Consider the following 16576-nt stretch of genomic DNA (forward strand, 5'->3'; position numbering starts at 1 on the left):
GGAATATGCTGAGCCGAATCACCGCTGCAATTGGAGCGATATTAAGTTTACTGCTAACTGTTAACGCTTGGTCTCAATCTCAAGTTGAAGAGTTTACTCAACAAGAAAAACAGTGGATTGCTGAGAATACGGTTGTATCAGTAGCCCCCGATGCAAACTTTTACCCCTATGCATTTATAAACCTTCAAGGTGATTTTGATGGAGTGACTCGCTCGTACCTTGATGTTATTGAAGAAATTTCTGGGCTTCGTTTCGATTACAAATTGGGTATGCAATGGAAAGACATGTTGCAAGGCCTAAAAAGCGGCGAGTTCTCGTTGATTCCAATGATGTACTTAGACTCAGCCAAACAAGACTTTGTTAATTACTCACATCCATTTTTGCTACATACCGAATATGTCTTTACCCAAAGCGACGTTCCTACCATTGCCAGTGTTGATGATTTAGCCGGAAAAGTGGTTGCCATTGTTGAAGGCTTTGAGCAAGTAAATTGGTTAAAAACAAACTTTCCCCAGCTAAAGTTTAAAACCTATCCAGAGCTATCACATACACTACAAGCAGTCGCCGACGGTGAAGCCTATGCTGCTATTGCCGAGCTGAGTTCCGCGCTGTATATCAAAAACAAGTTGCGTTTAAGCAACATTAAAAATAACTCTGTGGTGTTGGGGCGGAAAAACATTCCTATTCATATGGGCTTGGCTAAACACTCTCCTGTATTGCTATCCATCATCGACAAGTCAATCAAAAAAATAGACATAGCTACCCGCAACAAAATTCGTGGGCGTTGGTTAACAGACAGTTCGTCTCAGCAATTGCTGCCGGGAGCATTTGGTTTTGGTCGCCCCCCCTACATGTATGATCAAAGCTCTGAAGTGGGCCTAGAGCTGGAAATTGTTCGCGAAGTCTTATCCTCTATAGGTTATCAACTAGGGGACATAGAACAAATTCCTACTGTGCGGGCTCATGAAATATTAAGTGAGGATCAAAGCTTAGATTTTTCGGCCGGCTTGGTGGCAAAAAAGGATGATGAGTTATTTTATTCAGATAACATTGTGCAGTTTCACAATGTGGCATTAACCCGTAAAACCGATCAGCTCAATATTACTAAGGTCTCTCAGCTTGCTGAGTTTAGCGTAACCGCCTTTGAGGGCGCATCTGAGGTGCTAGGTAAGTCGTTAGCCGGCGTTGCTAAGGTATCCTCGAGCTATCAAGAATATGGTGTTCAAGAGCAATCCTTGGAGCAGTTCTTTTCTGGAAATGCTCAAGTGATTATCGCAGACCAAAGCTTGCTGGAGTGGACGATAAAACATTCGGGCTTAACGGCCTTACTGCAAAGTGATTTTGTGGTTCACGACATTTTTGAGCAAGCCGACGTGGGTTATGCCGTTGCTTTTAGAAATGAATATTATCGCGACATTTTTAATCAAGCTTTACAGGAGTTTAAGCAAAGTGCTGATTACTCCAAACTGAATGACTTATACGCTAAATCAGACTTTAGTAATCAAATAAAGCGCGCCAGTTTATTGAGTGATGTGCTTGCGCCATACATTTTTAATGATGACCTTAAAATCATTAAACATATCGCGGGTGTTTTTCAGAAGAACTCGAATATAAAAGCCATTGTTGTTAGCTCAGACTCCCCACCTAAGGTGATATTTAAAGCTCAAGAAATAGACGGTCAACTCAAAGAGGTTGACGTGCTGCAGATTAGCCACCTGAGTAAGCTGTCTAAAGAGAGCTACTTTGTGCATAACAACAACCCCGATAAAGTGGGAGAGGTTATTCTGTATTTTGAAGCCACAAGCTCCTCGCAAATTGGTAGCCCCAGCATTCCAAATATCAGTCGATTTACTTTATTAAACGAAGAGCAAACAGCCGATCTAAGAGATAGTTACGAGCGCCATCAATTGTCTGGTCAGCAGATAAATTTCACCAAAGAAGAGTTAGCCTGGATGGCTGATAATCCTGAAGTTGCGGTAGCTGTTGATCCTTCTGCCTTGCCCTATGAAGCCTTTGATGAAGATGGCAACTACATTGGGATAGTGGCTGATTATTTGCAGCTATTAAGTGTGAGCACTGGTTTAACGCTTAAACCTGTGCCTGTCGAGAGTTGGCAAGATTCTCTTAAGTTGATTCAAAATCGCGAGGTAAAGCTGGTATCTGCGGCACTTAATAATAAGTGGTTAGAGTTAGATTATCACCCTGCGCTGCCTTTGGTGGAAAGCGAGTTGGCCTACATGGGCTTAGAGCGAGATGGCTTTTTTGGTTCAGCTGAGCAGTTGGCGGGTAAGAAAATAGGCATTATAAAAGGAGCTTCGCAAACCCGCAGTATTGTTAATCGTTATCCCGATATTGACTGGCAATACCCAGAGAACACCGAGCAAGGTTTTATCGCTGTGGCCGATGGTGAATATCACGGCATGGTCGATAGCTTGTTGGTGCTTAACTACCTGATTCAAACACGTGGTTACAGCCAGATGGCGATCGCGGCTGACTTTGACCGAGAGATTGTATCTACGTTGTTTGTGATTAAGTCAGAGCCTTTGTTACATAGCATCATTAATAAAGCGATTGATGCAGTAACCCAACAGCAAAGTGATGACATTACTTTAAGCTGGGTACCTAACAAACTGGTTGAAAAAGTAGACTACGGTTTGGTTACTCAAATTTCTATGGGTGCCTTGGTATTAATATTTTTAACGCTGTTCTGGAACCGAAAGCTGGCCTCACATATCAAAGCCAGAGAGTTAGCAGAGCAAAAAATCCAACAACGCGAGCAGCTGCTGTTCGATATGCTCAATGCTGCGCCGATTGGGGTAGCCATTGTACAAAATAACAAAACCGTTTTTTCTAATAAAACCTGCCGTGACATGTTTGGCGTGGAAGCAAACGAGCTAGATGATTTTCAAGTTACCAATATTTATTGTGATATTAGCCAGCGCGATGAATGCTACAGAAAATTGGCCTTGGGAGAGGAAGTTGCCAATGTCGAAATGAACTTTAAACGCACCGATGGTAGCCAATTTATCGGCTCGGCTAACTACTTAAATACCCAGTTTAAAGACCAACCAGCGGTATTGTTTTGGTGTTACGACATTAGTGAACTTAAAGATCTGAATAATCAGCTGAGCTTGGCCATTGATGAAGCCGACAATGCCAACAAAGCTAAATCAGATTTCTTGGCTAATATGAGCCATGAAATTCGTACCCCAATGAACGCCATTATTGGCATGACGCACTTGGCGCTAAATGCTGAGCTGGACCGCAAAACTCGCGGTTATCTAAATAAAGTTTCCCATGCTGCGGCTTCTTTGCTTGGGATCATTAACGATATTCTCGATTTCTCGAAAATAGAAGCTGGAAAACTAGACATGGAATGCTTAGATATTAGCATTCAAGATATCTTGCAAAATCAGCTCAACTTAATCGAGTTAAAGGCTCAGGATAAAGGGGTTGAGGTGCTCACAGTGGTCGAGCCTTCGGTGCCGCATAACCTAATGGGCGATCCGCTTCGCTTAGGGCAAATATTCACTAACTTGGCCAGTAATGCGATTAAGTTTACAGAGCAGGGCGAAATTGCTTTCTCAGTTAAATTATTGGAACAGCAAACCAACCGTGCCAAGTTGCAGTTTTCGGTGCGCGACACGGGCATCGGTATTTCGCCCGAGCAACAACAAAAACTGTTTCAATCGTTCACTCAAGCGGATGCCTCTACCACTCGTCAATACGGCGGAACCGGCTTAGGTTTAACTATTTGTAAGCGATTAGTTGAGCTAATGGAAGGTGACATTTGGCTAGAGAGCGCCTTGGGTGAAGGCACCGAGTTCTTGTTTACTGCGTGGTTTAAGCTAAACCATGAACGGCCTGCCATGCGCAGTGCAATTAGCCCAACCAGCTTGGAAAATATGTGCATTTTAGTGGTGGATGATAATGAAAGTGCGGCTGAAATTATGGCCTCTATCGTGTCGTCTTTTGGCCCAGAAGTTAGCGTGGTACATGCTGGCTCAGAAGCGCAGGCCTTAGTGGCGAAACACCCTAATAAATTTGATGTAGCCATTGTTGATTGGAACATGCCAGATATGGACGGCGTGGCCACTTGTGAAGCAATTCGCCAAGAAGCGGGCAGCCATCCGGTTAAATTTATTATGGTGTCGGCGTATGACCATGCGCGCTTTAAAGAGCAAAGTAAAGACGCTGGCGTTAGCGCATATTTAGCTAAACCGATTACGGCTTCGGAAGTATTTAACGCCATAGCTGAAGTAAGTGGGCGTGATGTTGCCTTGTATACGCCGTTGGCCAAACTTAGCGACAAACTCACTTTAGCCAAACAGAAGTTGCAGGGCGCACATGTGCTGCTGGTGGAAGATAACGAGTTAAATCAAGACTTAGCTATAGAGCTACTTAACAGCATAGGGGTAAGTTGCGAGTTAGCAGAAAACGGCAAGTTAGCTATAGAGAAGCTGCATCAAAGCGCTTTTGATGGGGTATTGATGGATATCCAAATGCCGGTTATGGATGGCTACACTGCCACTCAAAAGATCCGAGAGTTTGATTTAGAACTGGTGATTATCGCCATGACCGCTAACGCCATGAGTGGCGATAGAGAGCGAGTGATAAGCGCTGGCATGAATGACTACATCAGCAAACCTATTGATGTAGAAGCTATGATAAACACCATGGCCGAGTGGATTAGCGCTTCTGGTTTGCAACAAACAGCACCTGTTAGTGCGCAAGAAGAGCCAGTGCCTTCGGGGATTACCGAAGGGTTAAATCCTGAGATTATTGATCAGGCTGCCGGTTTAGCAACGTGTAATGGCAACGCCAACTTGTACTTCAAACTGCTGAATAAGTTTAGTATTAACCAGCGCAGTTTTGCTGAACAATTTGAGCAAGCTTGCGGTGAGTCCGACTGGGTATTAGCTACCCGGTTAATTCATACTCTAAAAGGCAACGCTGGGAATATTGGAGCGCTTTCATTGCAAGCCGCAGCTGCCGAACTTGAAGCAGTTGCTGCCAGTATCTTGTCGGCAGAGGGCAGCAACAGCTATAAAAACAGTCACGAGCGGATCCAGTCTTTATTGTCAGATGTAAGTACTTTGCTAGAGCTGGTCTTTCAAGAAATAGACTTGTTATTGCCTAAAGGCACTACTCATGAGATAGCTGAAGACGACAGCCAACAGCAAAACAACCTGCAGCAACTTAAGGCTGAACTGACTACCCTAGAAGCGCAGTTGGAAGAGTGCGACGTTGATGCAGTAGAGCGAATCGACGAACTAGCAGAGCTTGCTTTTCCGCCCGAGGTGAAAAAGCAATTGTTGGGTATTAACAAGGCCGCAGCTGAGTATGACTTTGAAGCTGCGAGTGAGCAGTTGCAGCGCTTAAAATCACTTCTCAGTTGATGCATATCATGAGAACCAGTGTTTCTGCTGCAAGCGCTCGATTATTCACCTAGTCTAGCTAAATCGCGTTTGGAAAAGGATAAACCAATGATTAAGCCATTTTGCCCAAGTGTTGTTGCAATGCTTTGTGTGCTAGTGAGTTTGCCAGCGGCAGCATTTCCACAAGCTTCGGTGTCTTCAAATCAGCAATTATTTGCTCAGTCGATTATTTATCATTCACTAAGTGGCCTTTGCGCAGCAAAACCGGGAAACAAAAGTTTAACAGGTGACTTTCAAGCCTGGCGATTGGGTAATCGAGAAGCAATTAAATTAGGGCGAGAAGAAGTTGCCGCTATGGCTAAACAGCAGGATAAACCGATGGATTCGGTGGTGTCTAACCTAGTTCACGTTGCGGAGCAGGAGTGGGGCCAGCTTGATAGCCAACAGCGTCAGCAAAAATGCCAAACCTTGCAGGCTTTTCTTACTCAAGCAGAGGCTACTGTTCACTAAGTTGAGAGTAAGGCCCGCTTAGCCAATTCGCACTCACGGGCAGTAAGACTTAGATAGAGGCTAACTGATAGTGCGGGGTAATTTGGCTTTTTGCTATATGCTCGGCAACATCTAAACCACGTAAAAAGCCGTGCTGTGTGACCAGTACGGTTTTAAAGCCCATCGCATTACCACCCAGTATATCGGTATGCAGAGTATCGCCAATCATCGCTATGCGCTGCGGATTTACTTCACCATAGCTTTGTTTTATTCGGCTGAGTGCTTCTTCAAATATTGGCGCATAAGGTTTACCAAAACAACGAACGTTAGGGTACAGCTCTTTAGGCAGGGTAAGGGTAAAACTACCCGGCTCTTGTGATACACCATCTTCTAGAGGCGCAATTAGGTCAGAGTTGCCCACCCACACTCTGCGGGGGTTATGATTAAGCTCGGTAATAAAACGCTGTTGCAAGCCTTCGTTCCAAGCCTGCCCACTTAAAAACAAAAACTCTTCGGCTTGCCAAAACTCTTGGTCCTCTGGGTATAAACAAGGGCGTTGAATATCTAAGCGAAACTCAGGGAGGGTGATTACCCCTAAGCGTGAGTTGCTGTGTAAATCCATGTATTGCAACAATACTTCTCGGCTATTTACGATCTCTTGGTCACTAAAATCAAAACCAAGTCGAACAAACTTGTTAAACAGTTGCTGCTTGTTTTGGGTGGCGGCATTGGTGACCACCATTACTACTTTACCAGCTTGTCGTAACTTATCGATTTGCTGTTTAGCCCCATCTATCGCTGTTCCACCAACATTTAATACGCCGTAGGCATCAAATAAGAAAACATCAATATCGTCTACGATGTCAGTAATGTTGTTAATGGTTTGACACTTCTCTACCGGAACATTTTTAGGCATACGCTCAGGAATGCTTAAATAGGCGTTAAATGCCTCAGATGGGCTGTAAAACATGGTAAAACCTCAGCAAAAATTAGAGCGCTACTTTGGCAGGTTTTTAACTAAATTAAAACTCGAATTTGAGCTTAATCAGCATCAATTATTCACCATCAAATTTAGTCTTTGTTAGCTAGCAATTGTTCTTCGAGAACCTTTTTAATGAGTTGGCTTAACCATAGTTGTACTGGGTTGTTACGGTTCTTGATGTGATACAAGCTTTGTATGCTTTCATTATAAATCAACTGGCTTTGTTCTATCTTTAAGACTCTTAAGTTGGGATAAAACTCCTGAGGAAATAAGTTTGAATGAGGTAAAAACATGTTCGTGTGTAGTACAACATCAATCAGTGCCATCATTATTTCAGAACGAAAGCCGACCCTACTAGTTAAGCCTTTTTCTTCCATAACCTTTTGTAACCAAACAAAATTATCGTTCCAGCCTGGGATGATCATTGACGCAATGTCGTACTTTGCTAATTCAGCTAGGGTGACAGTTTGAGCTGCTAAGGGGTGACCTTGTCTAACAATTGCTCGTCCTTCGAGTTGAACAAGGCGCTTACTATATAGCTCTTTGGGATGTTTTAGATCGTAGTTCACACCAAGTAGCGTTTTTCCTTTTCTTATATCTTCAAGTGTTGAGCTAGACCACGCAGTTAATACTAGCTTGGCGTTTGGGGCTTGCTTGGTTATGGCTTTATACAGAGAGCCAGAAAGGCAAGCCATTACAACTGGCGAAAGAGCTATTTCGAGAGTTTGATTTAGTGATTGAAGATCAAGTTCGATGTTTTTGTTTATAACACTCTCTAAGCCCGACAGGTGTGGATAAATATCAGCTTTTAGCTCATCTGCAAATGCAGTGGCTTCAAGGCCAGCAGATACTTTTACAAATAATTCATCATTGAAGTGGTAGCGTAATTTTTTTAAGGCTTGGCTGACGGCCGGTTGCGATATAAACAAGCGTTCAGCTGCTCTACGCATGTTTAATTCTTCATATAAGATCAAAAAAGTTCTCAGTAGGTTTAAGTCTAATTGCTGGTAAAGGTTGTTATTCATTTTCATTTCATCCGGAACTTAGGTTCTCTTATGAGCTTTAGTTTTGTGATAAGTATAGCTTATGATCTTAATTTGATTTACTAATTAGAACTGCAAAATGTATCAAATAATAATGTCGCCAATTTACTGAGTTAATTAGGAAACATTATGAAAAATACGTTATTGGCATTAGTAATTGGCGGCTTGACCAGCCATTCTGTATTGGCCAATGATTTTTTCATTGGTGGTGGTGCTGGCTATCAAAATGTGAAAGTTGATGCTTCAGACACACTGTTAAGTAATTATTCGGCTGATGCTGGGCGAGCTGCTATCCACGTTCGTGGTGGTGTGTATTTAAGTGAGAACCACCGTGTTACTGCAACGATAAACTACATGAGCGACGCTACTGTCTATCGCAATGCTTTAGGAGAGTACCCAAGCCATTTTGATTCTAAAGCCCAATTGGCGCAGAACGAATACTTACTTTCGTATGACTATCTTCATCCATTGAGTGAAAACTTCTCTTTATTTGGTGGCGCTACAGTGGGGCTAGTGAATAACAAGGCTAAGTTATCGATCGAACACAAGCCGCAAGATGGTAATCCAAGCTCGCGTTATTCTCATCAATCAAGTAAAACCGATTTTACCTACGGCTTACAGCTTGGCATGCAGTACAAGTTAACTGAAAGCCTATCTGTAGATGTTCAGTATCGTCATATGTTTGAGAGTTATTCTGAAGGCTTCACTAGAGAAAGTGGAGAATCTACATCGCTATCTTTACCTTATAGCAATACTTACACTGTTTCTTTAGATTATCGCTTCTAGGTAATGATCTAATTGCTATTTGCTAGCTAATGCAGGTTCTAGGCATTTAGCTTGAGTCGCTACGCTCTTTCACGGCAAGGGATGGTTTCTTTGCCTTGCTGTTGAGAGAGGGGTAAATGGATTTAGTCATTCTTCAATTAAAACACCTAATGTAGAACCTCCACAATAGATGAGCAGCTAAGATAGTCCCTCACAGAGTCTCATCGCATTGTTTCTCTTGGCCTAACCAAAAAACTACTGAAAGAACTAGGTTTATATTAACGCTGAATTGTTTGATCTTTTACTTGGTTTACAGCCAATAGCCATTACACTTTAGACTTTGTTTATTATCAAAGATTTGTATGCAGTACTTACTATCTATCACTTTATTGTGGGCTTTTTCTTTTAGTTTAATTGGCGTGTATTTAGCTGGCCAAGTAGACGCGTGGTTTTCTGTGTTAATGAGAGTTGCACTGGCAACACTGGTCTTTCTGCCGTTTTTGAAGCCTAAACAAGTTAGCCGGAGCTTAGCCTTAAAACTAATGTTAGTGGGAGCTATTCAATTAGGCTGCATGTATGGCTTTTATTATCAGTCATTCTTGTTCTTGTCGGTTCCTGAAGTATTGCTATTTACAGTGATGACTCCAATTTACGTCACCTTGGTGAACGATGCTTTTGAGCGACGTTTTAATTGGCAGTTTTTATTAAGTGCTTTTATCGCTACTTTAGGTGCGGTGGCGATCCGTTATGAAGGGATAGACCAAGGTTTTGTGACTGGCTTTTTATTGGTGCAAGGGGCCAACTTATGTTTTGCTACCGGGCAAGTTGCTTACAAACGGATCATGGCTAATGAGCCTAAGCGCTTAGCCCAGCAAACCGTGTTTGCTTGGTTTTTTGTCGGTGCTTTGGTAGTGGCTGTGATTGCCTATTTGGCGATGGGTAATTCAGAGCGTTTGCCAACCACTGCAACCCAATGGGGAGTATTGGTGTATTTGGGCACAATAGCCTCTGGCTTGGGATATTTTGCTTGGAATAAGGGGGCTACCTTAGTCAACATTGGTGCATTAGCCGTTGCTAATAACTTGCTTATTCCAGCGGGCATTGCGGTGAATCTGTTGATTTGGAATCACGATGCCGACATTATGCGCTTAAGCATTGGTGCCGCTATTATATTAGCAGCACTGGCGATTAATGAGCGTTGGGCAAAGCGAAGAATGGCTAAGGTCTAAATGTGACTGGCATGGCTTTGCTACAATTACCGTTTAATTCAAGCGCTATATATTGGAAAACTTGATGAAAGATTTGCAACAAAACAACCCCTTGCACGGCTTAAAGCTGGAAGTGCTGCTCGATGAAATTGTTGAGCATTACGGCTGGGAAACCTTAGCGTTTGCCTTGAATATGAATTGCTTTCGCAATAACCCAAATACTAAATCTTGCCTAAAGTTTCTGCGCAAAACTGACTGGGCACGCGAAAAGGTAGAGAGTTTTTATCTCTATCGTTTTAAGCATTTACCGCGTCCCGATGATGTTCAATATGCGCTGCCGCCTCGCGACCGTTTAGTGCCTTTAGATCAAAAGCCGCGGGCACCAGTAGTGATAGATATTACTGCCAAGCCTCAAGTGCAAAACAAGCCGAAGCCAAAAGCTAGACCTAGCCGTCCTGCTAAAGCTCCTAGCGCAAAACCTAAAGCTGAGAAATCTAATCCGATTGATAGTGCAGACCCATGGGCTAATTCGCCTAAATAAGCTGATCTCAGATTAAATAGTTTGCTCTAGTGAGTGGGGCGAGGCAGTAAAGTCAGTTACAATTTCGCCTCGTTGATTTTGCTGTAATTAATACTGCGCTCTCTTATAGGTTTTATCGATAAATATGTCTCAAAAGTCTGTTCAAATTGGATTAGTTAATCCTAAAAGCCCTAGCAATGTGGGTTCGGTAATGCGTGCCGCTGGGTGTTTTGGTGCTGCGGCGGTGTATTACACTGGCCAGCGTTATGCGCGTGCAGCCCGCTTTAATACCGATACTAAAAACCAAAGTTTGAACATACCGCTAACCGGGGTTGATGAGCTTGCTGAGCAAGCTGGCGATGAGGTAAAACTAGTGTGTATCGAGCTAGCCGAAGGGGCTACGCCTTTACCGGAGTTTGTTCACCCAGAGCAGGCTTTATATGTGTTTGGTCCTGAAGATGGCTCAATTAGCCAAGCGTTAGTCGATAAAGCTGATGAGGTGGTTTATGTTCCCACCAAAGGGTGTTTGAACTTGGCCGCCACGGTGAATGTGGTGCTCTACGATCGCTTAGCAAAATCAGATAAAGCCAGCGGTGGCGAGGCTCTTATTCGTAGCAGCCGCGATGTGAACAACCGCTTAAAGGCTAAGTGATAAAGTCAGGCTTGTTAGTCGATAGCTAACAAGCCCCAACTACTCGCTATTTTTTGTCGGCTCGTTGCGCTTGGCGCAGTTGCAACTTTTGCTCTCGGCGCTGTTGGCTATGCTCTGCCGCTTCCATTCCCACATGTTGCTCACCACGCTGCTTAGCTAAGCGAACTTGTTTTTCACGCTCTCTAAAACGCATTTTTTGCTCATCGCTTAGCTTGTCATGGCAGTGCGGGCAGCTAACGCCTTGTTCAAACTTGGCGCTTTGCTTATCACTGGGTGAAATGGGCATTCTGCAACCACTGCATAGTTCGTAGTCACCTGGTTGTAATTGATGATCAACTGTTACGCGTTCATCAAATACAAAGCAGTCACCTTGCCATAAGGAGTTTTCTTCAGGCACTTCTTCTAAGTATTTAAGAATGCCTCCCTCTAAGTGATATACCTCTTCAAAACCCTGCTCTTTTAAGTAAGCGGTGGATTTTTCACAGCGAATGCCACCAGTACAAAACATTGCTACTTTTTTGTGTTTTTCTGGGTCTAGTTCTTCAGCGACATAGTCTGGAAATTCACGAAAGGTATCGGTATGTGGATTAACCGCATGCTTAAAACTACCCAGTTGAATTTCGTAGTCGTTGCGGGTATCAACCACCATCACTTCCGGATCAGCAATTAAGGCGTTCCAGTCTTCAGGTTTAACGTAAGATCCCACCACATGGTTTGGGTCTATACCCTCCACACCCATGGTTACAATCTCTTTTTTAAGCTTAACCCGAGAGCGGTTAAAGGGCTGCTGCTCACTGTACGAGCGTTTGTCGGTAAGTTGGCTTAATCGACTATCGCTTTTAAGCCAAGTTAGCACCGTGCTTATGCCAGCGTCTGGACCGGCAATGGTGCCATTTATGCCTTCTTCGGCCAGTAATAATGTGCCTCGCACCTGTTGTTGTTTCATTAAAGCTAACAAGGGCTCTTGAAGCTCTTTATAATTATCTAGGCGAACAAATTTATAAAGGGCGCAAATAGTTATTTCTTTCATAGACTTAGCTTCCTGCCTTTTGGGGCGTAATCCCAGAGCATGATTTTTAAAGAAGGCCATTGTAATGAAAATGCTAAAAGATGCAGCAATCTTGTGGTGCTTTGTTGAGCTTTTGTTGTGAGCTTTTTCCAGAAAAACAGCTAAAATTGTGTTCTAGCCCGCTAAATCAAGTCTCTACAGCTACTTGCGTTTTTGCTCAGTGGTATGAGATGTCTATAATGAAGTAATTATCTAACATGGAATAGGTTGAGTAGTATGTCTAGTGTTTTAGCCACAGTGGATCAACGTACCAAACTTGTCGGCGAGAACCGTTTAGAACTGTTGATTTTTAAACTCAACTCTATGCAGTTGTTTGCGATAAATGTATTTAAAGTTAAAGAGGTAGTTAAGTTACCTCGCATGAACAAACTACCGGGTTCTCACTCGCACATTAGTGGGGTAGTAACCATTCGTGGTCATTCCATTCCGGTTATCGATTTACGTGCTGCAGTAAAAATGCCTCCGGCCAAAGAAGAAGCCAAAGTCGACTGTAACTTGATCATCACTGAGTATAATCGCAGCGTGCAAGGTTTCATGGTGGGCGAAGTAATGCACATTGTGAATACATCTTGGAAAGATATTTTACCTCCACCAAGCTCGGTAGGGCGCAGTAACTACCTCACCGCAATCACCCGTATCGAGCATGAAGAAGCCAGCCGAATTGTAGAAATTATTGACGTAGAGAAAGTGCTGGCAGAAATCGTTAGTTACAACATCGCAATTTCAGACGAAGCCTTAGACGAAGAAGTCTCACATCTGCTTAATGGAAAACGGGTATTGGTGGTGGATGATTCTTCAACCGCCCGCGGTCAAGTAAAAGCCACTCTAGGCCAGCTCGGCATGGAGATTATAGAAGCTGAGAATGGGCTACAGGCCTTGAACATGCTAAAAGCTTGGGCCGATGAAGGTAAATCAGTTTACGATGAAATCTTACTAATGATTACCGATGCCGAAATGCCAGAGATGGATGGTTATCGCTTAACCGCAGAAGTACGTGGTGATGAACGCATGAGCGAACTGTTTATAGCCTTAAACACCTCGCTTAGTGGCAGCTTTAACGACGCCATGGTGGAAAAGGTGGGCTGTAATCGCTTTATCTCTAAGTTCCAACCAGACTTGTTAGTCGACGTAGTGCAGCAGCGAATGCGCGAATCTTTAAAATAACAGCCAATAAAAAACCAGCCATTAGGCTGGTTTTTTGCTTTTTAGCATTCTTTATTTAAAGAACAGTTGGCTAAATGGATTGAGTAGCGATGCTAAGCCCGAGGTGAAATGCAAAGGTGCATCCAACAAAGTTAAACATAAGCAATCTTGGTTAGCGGCCGTTCGCGGCGTATGTTTGTTTTGCGCATCTTGAATGATGAAGTCACCCGGTACGTAGGTTCCAGCGTCATCAATGAAGGTGCCTGCTAGTACCAAGGTTATTTCTTGCCCCTGGTGAGTATGCTCTGGCAGTGCGCTATCTTGATCCATGTAAATGAAGTTCATTTTACTGTCACTTACCGCATCCACTCGAGCACGTTGAATTTTACCCGGTAAACGACCCCAAGGACCAATATGTTGCGGGTGAGCTTGCAAGGCTCGCGGCATTGGGAAACGCTTATTGCCGAGGGTGATTTCTTGTTGCAAGGCGGGCTGAGGGCTTTCAATCACGCTGTCAGGGCTTTGCTGCATAATCATCGCTAACATCGAATCGAGTTCGCCATTCATGGCTTCGGGCTGGGCTTGCTCAAGTTGAGTGGCCATCTTTTGCTCTGCAGCCTCTACACGGCGGCGGCATTCTGGGCAGTATTCTAAGTGAGCACTAACCATAATGCTCATGGCTGGATCCAGTTGACCGGCGGCGTAAAGTTCAAGGCTTTCATCAGCCGGATGAAATTGAATGTTAGTCATCCAATGCCTCCTTCATTTTTTTCAGCGCTAATCTTAGGCGACTTTTTACAGTGCCAAGCGGTAGGTTTAATATTTCAGACACTTGCTGTTGTGATTCACCGTGTAAGTAAACCCGCCTTACGATATCTGCTTGTTCTTCTGGCAACTTGGCAATTAAGTGTTTTAGCTCGTTGGTCACCAACTCTTGGTCTTCGGTCGACACTTTATCAGCGTCTTCTTCTTCACTAAGAATCGGCCATAAGTCATCGCCCTGTACCCAGCTCTGTTGATGTTTGCCTTTTCGCATCAAATCAAACTTAACGTTTCTTGATACCGAAAATATCCAAGTCATTGCATTACCTTTGGACGAATCGTAAAGACCCGCTTTAAGCCAAAGTTTAAGCATGGTTTCTTGAACCATTTCTAGGGCGAGAGATTCATCAACAAATTGCTTCCTGGCCAAATTCAATAAACGTGGTGCTACTTGGCGGAACAATAAGTCATAACTTTTTCGACATTGCTCACTGGCAATGTTTGCCAATAACAAAGCGATATCATCGTCGTTATTGGGCTGAGCTACTTGACTAGCCATAGGTGATTTGGGTCCACCGATTTTTGATACTGAACTGTGTATTTCCATATTGCCAAAATCGTTTGCGGATTGATAACAAGTTAACGAGCAAGGTGTGTAAAACGATCACTTTGTCGCAAAATAAATCCTAAATAACGAATACACAAAGAAGCAGAAGGTGATTTAAGCAAGCGCTGTTTGGTGCAAATGGGCAGTGGTAGCAGCTCTAACCAACGCCAGCAAAGGTTTTTTACTTGCTCGCTTTGCACGCTTTGTTCTAAGTTGGCGGTTTGCAATTCTGGGTACTGTAAGTTGATGTTAGCCAAAGCGCTTTGCAGTGCTGCAGTGTTCTTTTGTATGGAGGTGTTGGGCCAAAGCTCAATTTTGTCGGCGCAAAGGGTAGGCGATACCCAAGTAGAAGAAAACCCCGGTTTGCCCGACGTTACTTTACCCCAGTGCAGAACTTTAAATTCCACTTCAATTTGTGCTTTGCTTAACCAATCAATATGGCTGACTTGGGCAAAACTCACTAAGTCGTTAGCTTGTACCGCACTGTTTCCATCGCTGTCTTGAAAAGCCAGCCAAACCCCACCGGCTTTTTCAGCAGCGCGCAAACTGGCGATGAAAACCACGCCTTGCCCCTTCATCCGTGCAAAGCGCTGCGGCATAAAGTGCTCACGAGAAATCATTAATGGAAAACAACAACTACTGCTCAAGTAAATATTCCTAGAAATGGATGGTTTGTCTTATATAACGCTAAAAGTTGCCAAAAGGATGAATGATCTTTCTTAATTTATCTGACGTACTATGATTAACGACAATAGAAACAAATGCTTAGATTTGTTTGGTAAAGGAAAATTGAATGAGTATCACGGCATCTGCACCGCATATTGTTAAGCAACTAGAGCAGTTTTACAGTGAGCTAGGTATGGCGCAGGTTGAGCGCTTATCTGATATTTATGCCGACGATATCGAGTTTATCGACCCTCTGCATCATCTTCATGGCTTACAAGACTTACGTAGCTATTTTGAACATCTTTTACAAAATACCAGCCAATGCCATTTTGAATTTCACTCTCGGCTAATTGCAGAAGGTGAGTTTAGCCTCACTTGGCAAATGCAGTTTGCTCATCCCAAATTAGGCAATGGGCGGATTTTGTCGCTAGATGGCATAAGCCACCTTAAGTTTAACGACAAAATTTATTACCACCGTGATTACTATGACGTAAGCGCGATGCTGCATGACCATATTCCAGTAATTGGTTGGCTATCCAAAAAGCTTAAAAATGGGCTAGCACAATGAATATTCTAATCACTGGTGCAAGTTCCGGCATTGGCAAGCAGTTGGCGCTTGATTACCAAAAGCTAGGCCATTCGGTGTGGGGGCAGGGGCGTAACCAACAGCGTTTGCAGGAGCTAGCCGAACAAGGCATCACGCCGCTGCAAGTAGAACTTGGCGAGCTAGAACAGGTGCGCAGCAGCTTTGCCGATTTGCCAGCAATGGATCTCATAGTGTTGTGTGCCGGCAATTGTGAATACTTAGACCCTCAGCGTTTCGACGCCAAACTGTTTGAGCGAGTGTGGCAAAGCAATGTGCTTACCATCGCTAACTGTTTAGATGCCCTATGGGCTAACTTAAAGCCCGGCTCTCAACTGGCGTTAGTTGGTAGCCTTGCTCATTTATTGCCCTTTAGCCAAGCCGGCGCTTATGGCAGTAGCAAAGCTGCGGTGCATTATTTAACCCAAGCCCTAGGCACCGATTTGGGTGACAAACAGGTGAGCGTTCATTGTATTCAACCAGGATTTGTTAAAACCCCACTCACCGACAAAAACAACTTTGCTATGCCCAGTATTATTAGCCCCGAGCAAGCTAGTCAAGCAATCATCAAAGGCCTCAACAAAGGTAAAACTGTGATTAACTTCCCTAGCTTATTCAGCGGCTTTCTGCACATACTCAATTGCTTGCCATATCGCTGGCAGCAAAATATCTGTCGCCGTTTAGCTCACAAGGAAGGAGCATAGATAGA

Annotated in this window: 15 protein-coding genes; 9 read left to right on the top strand and 6 right to left on the bottom strand. The window is 43.6% G+C overall.

The annotated features are described in order from the left end of the window. Window positions 1-5: 5 nt before the first annotated feature. Complete coding sequence (locus ACYFDN_RS08300; RefSeq protein ID WP_483510724.1) at window positions 6-5399, top strand: response regulator; 5394 nt, start codon at window positions 6-8, stop codon at window positions 5397-5399. Between the two features lie 87 nt (window positions 5400-5486). Then, window positions 5487-5888: a hypothetical protein gene (locus ACYFDN_RS08305; RefSeq protein WP_483510725.1), complete on the top strand. Its 402-nt coding sequence runs from the start codon at window positions 5487-5489 to the stop codon at window positions 5886-5888. 49 nt (window positions 5889-5937) lie between these two features. Here ACYFDN_RS08305 and ACYFDN_RS08310 read toward each other — a convergent pair whose 3' ends face one another. Then, complete coding sequence (locus ACYFDN_RS08310; RefSeq protein ID WP_483510726.1) at window positions 5938-6837, bottom strand: HAD-IIA family hydrolase; 900 nt, start codon at window positions 6835-6837, stop codon at window positions 5938-5940. Between the two features lie 101 nt (window positions 6838-6938). After that, window positions 6939-7880: a LysR family transcriptional regulator gene (locus tag ACYFDN_RS08315; RefSeq protein ID WP_483510727.1), complete on the bottom strand. Its 942-nt coding sequence runs from the start codon at window positions 7878-7880 to the stop codon at window positions 6939-6941. Window positions 7881-8021: 141 nt separating this feature from the next. Between ACYFDN_RS08315 and ACYFDN_RS08320 the strand changes: the two genes are divergently transcribed. From ACYFDN_RS08320 to ACYFDN_RS08335, 4 genes are all read left to right on the top strand, one after another. Further along, window positions 8022-8678 carry an outer membrane beta-barrel protein gene (locus ACYFDN_RS08320; RefSeq protein WP_483510728.1) on the top strand — a complete coding sequence of 219 codons (657 nt, stop codon included), beginning with the start codon at window positions 8022-8024 and terminating at the stop codon, window positions 8676-8678. 341 nt (window positions 8679-9019) lie between these two features. Then, a complete protein-coding gene (locus ACYFDN_RS08325; protein ID WP_483510729.1) occupies window positions 9020-9886 on the top strand; it encodes a carboxylate/amino acid/amine transporter in 867 nt (288 codons plus the stop codon). Between the two features lie 64 nt (window positions 9887-9950). Continuing rightward, window positions 9951-10406, top strand: coding sequence for a VF530 family DNA-binding protein (locus ACYFDN_RS08330; protein WP_483510730.1), 456 nt, complete (start codon window positions 9951-9953; stop codon window positions 10404-10406). Between the two features lie 124 nt (window positions 10407-10530). Further along, window positions 10531-11037: an RNA methyltransferase gene (locus ACYFDN_RS08335; protein ID WP_483510731.1), complete on the top strand. Its 507-nt coding sequence runs from the start codon at window positions 10531-10533 to the stop codon at window positions 11035-11037. A 46-nt stretch (window positions 11038-11083) separates the two neighbouring features. On the opposite strand, the gene trhO is transcribed toward ACYFDN_RS08335, so the two are convergent. Further along, a complete protein-coding gene (trhO, locus tag ACYFDN_RS08340; protein WP_483510732.1) occupies window positions 11084-12067 on the bottom strand; it encodes an oxygen-dependent tRNA uridine(34) hydroxylase TrhO in 984 nt (327 codons plus the stop codon). A gap of 255 nt (window positions 12068-12322) precedes the next feature. On the opposite strand from trhO, the gene ACYFDN_RS08345 reads away from it, so the two are divergent. Next, entirely contained in the window at window positions 12323-13270 is a 948-nt protein-coding gene (locus ACYFDN_RS08345; RefSeq protein WP_016400940.1) for a chemotaxis protein CheV, read from the top strand. A gap of 51 nt (window positions 13271-13321) precedes the next feature. Here ACYFDN_RS08345 and ACYFDN_RS08350 read toward each other — a convergent pair whose 3' ends face one another. From ACYFDN_RS08350 to ACYFDN_RS08360, 3 genes are all read right to left on the bottom strand, one after another. Beyond that, complete coding sequence (locus tag ACYFDN_RS08350; RefSeq protein WP_483510733.1) at window positions 13322-13999, bottom strand: ChrR family anti-sigma-E factor; 678 nt, start codon at window positions 13997-13999, stop codon at window positions 13322-13324. Beyond that, on the bottom strand, window positions 13992-14570 hold the full coding sequence (locus tag ACYFDN_RS08355; RefSeq protein WP_016400942.1) for a sigma-70 family RNA polymerase sigma factor: 579 nt from the start codon (window positions 14568-14570) through the stop codon (window positions 13992-13994). The genes ACYFDN_RS08350 and ACYFDN_RS08355 overlap by 8 nt, the downstream gene beginning before the upstream one ends. Window positions 14571-14650: 80 nt before the next feature. After that, the gene (locus ACYFDN_RS08360; RefSeq protein ID WP_406609263.1) at window positions 14651-15265 is read right to left on the bottom strand and encodes a hypothetical protein; all 615 of its coding nucleotides are present in this window, start codon (window positions 15263-15265) and stop codon (window positions 14651-14653) included. Window positions 15266-15411: 146 nt separating this feature from the next. Between ACYFDN_RS08360 and ACYFDN_RS08365 the strand changes: the two genes are divergently transcribed. Beyond that, entirely contained in the window at window positions 15412-15852 is a 441-nt protein-coding gene (locus ACYFDN_RS08365; RefSeq protein WP_016400944.1) for a nuclear transport factor 2 family protein, read from the top strand. Then, window positions 15849-16571: an SDR family NAD(P)-dependent oxidoreductase gene (locus tag ACYFDN_RS08370; RefSeq protein WP_483510734.1), complete on the top strand. Its 723-nt coding sequence runs from the start codon at window positions 15849-15851 to the stop codon at window positions 16569-16571. Before ACYFDN_RS08365 ends, ACYFDN_RS08370 begins: the two co-directional genes overlap by 4 nt. Window positions 16572-16576: the final 5 nt, after the last annotated feature.

Source organism: Agarivorans sp. D1326 (assembly GCF_056958115.1).